General features: G+C 34.8%; 2 protein-coding genes. Both read left to right on the forward strand.

What is annotated here, in order from left to right; genetic code table 11:
• Positions 1-1138: Shedu anti-phage system protein SduA domain-containing protein (locus tag DKT72_RS01960; RefSeq protein ID WP_220628062.1), on the forward strand; the 1138-nt coding region annotated here is incomplete at its 5' end.
• A 146-nt stretch (positions 1139-1284) separates the two neighbouring features.
• Positions 1285-1827, forward strand: coding sequence for a hypothetical protein (locus tag DKT72_RS01965; RefSeq protein WP_111307053.1), 543 nt, complete (start codon positions 1285-1287; stop codon positions 1825-1827).
• The last annotated feature ends 328 nt before the right edge of the window (positions 1828-2155 follow it).

Raw genomic sequence — 2155 nt, forward strand, 5'->3', positions numbered from 1 at the left:
ACCAGCAAGCTTAAATACACACGCAACAATGACAGAAATACTATCACTCGATAAACAGGTTGAATTAGCAGAGAAACAAGGAAGTCTAGAAGATGTTAGTGCATTAGTGGTAAAACTTTATGAGAAAAATGATGATGAAGCATTAGATCTTTGTGTAAGACTAGCAATGTCTGACTTTGGTGGAATAACAATGAAAATGGATTTTCAAAATATAGTTGCATTAGGAACATTGCATTGGGGACCAAAGGGTATTATTCGATTAGGCGAAGCTACTATTAAAGCAAATTCATATAGACCAATAAGTAATGTAAGTAACCTTTTGAGTCACATTTCAAGTAAGACACTTGCTGACTTTATGTTCTCAAAATTCAATTTTCAAAATATTATACTTCTTGATTTGCCTAGTGGAAAGTACAAAACTGACGAATGGACTAAGACAGCAAAAAAAGTTTTGATTGACCTCGTTCAATCAGTAGAAACAGAAGAAAAGTTTCCAATTGGAATCACAAATAACATTGGCTTTTCAGTTAATGAAAATGCGGCTGAACATATTTTCGCAGCTTTAATTGCTCGTTGGTTTAATTTTAGCTCGACAGGTTTACAGTCATTTTCAGATTTAGTGAACTCTTCTGGAAAAGCAGAAATTGATTACCAAAATTTTCTTACTGCTAATCCATATATACTTGAACCTTTTCATGCCCAAATATGGGCAAAACCTAAATTTGGCGAGGATTTGATACCTGATTTTCTAATTCGTTCAATGGATAATTCTTACAATGTTGTTGAAATTGAACAAGCAGACTTCCCTATCATGACAAAGGCAGGTGAGTTATCAGCGAAAACGACTCACGCTAAACGACAAGCGATGGATTTTAGAGATTGGGCAATCAATAATAATCTATATGCAGCAAAGAAGTATCCTGGAATTTATCGTCCTTATTGCCTTGTCGTAATAGGAAGAGAGTCTGAATTAAATGAAATGCAGGCACAACGACTAAAACAAGAGAACGAATCAACGCAAGGTATCTTGAAAATCGTTGGGTTTGACTGGTTACTAAGTCGTGCAAAATCAACACTTGACAATATGGTGAATTTTGGATTTGAAAGACAGACCTTTCAAGAAGCGGTGAAGGAATAAAACCTGCTGGTAACAGAGGTTTTGCGTCAGGCGGGCTGACGTGCAAACTTGGAACTTTGTGCTTCTATGAAACTTTAGTAATAAATTGAAACTTTGTGCTCCGTAACCCGCCCGAACGCAAAGCCCGAAACCGTTGTGCCCAATTTATGACTGACAGCTACGAAATAGAAAAACCTACTTCTGACTTGAACTATCTGACCATTGGAATTAAATATATTGTGTTATTCATAGTTTTATTTCTTTCAAGTTGGATAGCAATACCTCTTTTTGTTTCAAGAGGGAGACCAACTCGAGTAAACACAACTGCCGAAATACTAATGGAAAACCCCTTAATATTTAGCATCATCATTTCAGTTGGGGTTCTTTGGTGGTTTATTTATCGGACTAAAAAAAAATACAAACTCGGGGAAGTGTTTAAAATTCACTTTAATGACTCTGACCAAAAGCTAGAAATCAAAACAATTAATCTAGCTAACAATCAAGAAAAGCAAAATGTATACGATTACAAAAATATATCATTTGAATTCTATAATTCTAAAGATGCGCTTTTTGGAAAACAGCGAATTTTACACGTTTTAAACAACAATAAAGCTGTACACGAAATCAATTTTGACCGGACAGCTTGGTGTAGAAATGAACGGATTGAAAATCTGATTGAAAAATTAAAAAACTGGGCACAACAGCGGTAGCTGTTGCACAACTAAAATAGAGACATAAAATAAGGTTTTTTATAATTGCATAAAATTGCAAATAATTAATTATCAGTCTTTACTTGTTTTTAACAACCTTTGTGAAATTAAGTTTAGACTAATTTATCAAGTTGTGCAACAGCCACAGCGGCTATAGTTCATTGTTTCTGACTTTCCTATTGGAAAGTCCTCGCAAATTTGCTATCTTCGGTTTACGGCGGAAAATCCTAGCGGATTTTCACGCAACGAAACCATAGCCAAACCGTCAGACTGCGCAAAAACTTCTTCTTAAAAACCATTAATGATTCTTTTTAAATTCGTATCTTAA

It is taken from the genome of Confluentibacter sediminis (genome assembly GCF_003258355.1).
GTDB classification, from domain to species: Bacteria; Bacteroidota; Bacteroidia; order Flavobacteriales; family Flavobacteriaceae; genus Confluentibacter; species Confluentibacter sediminis.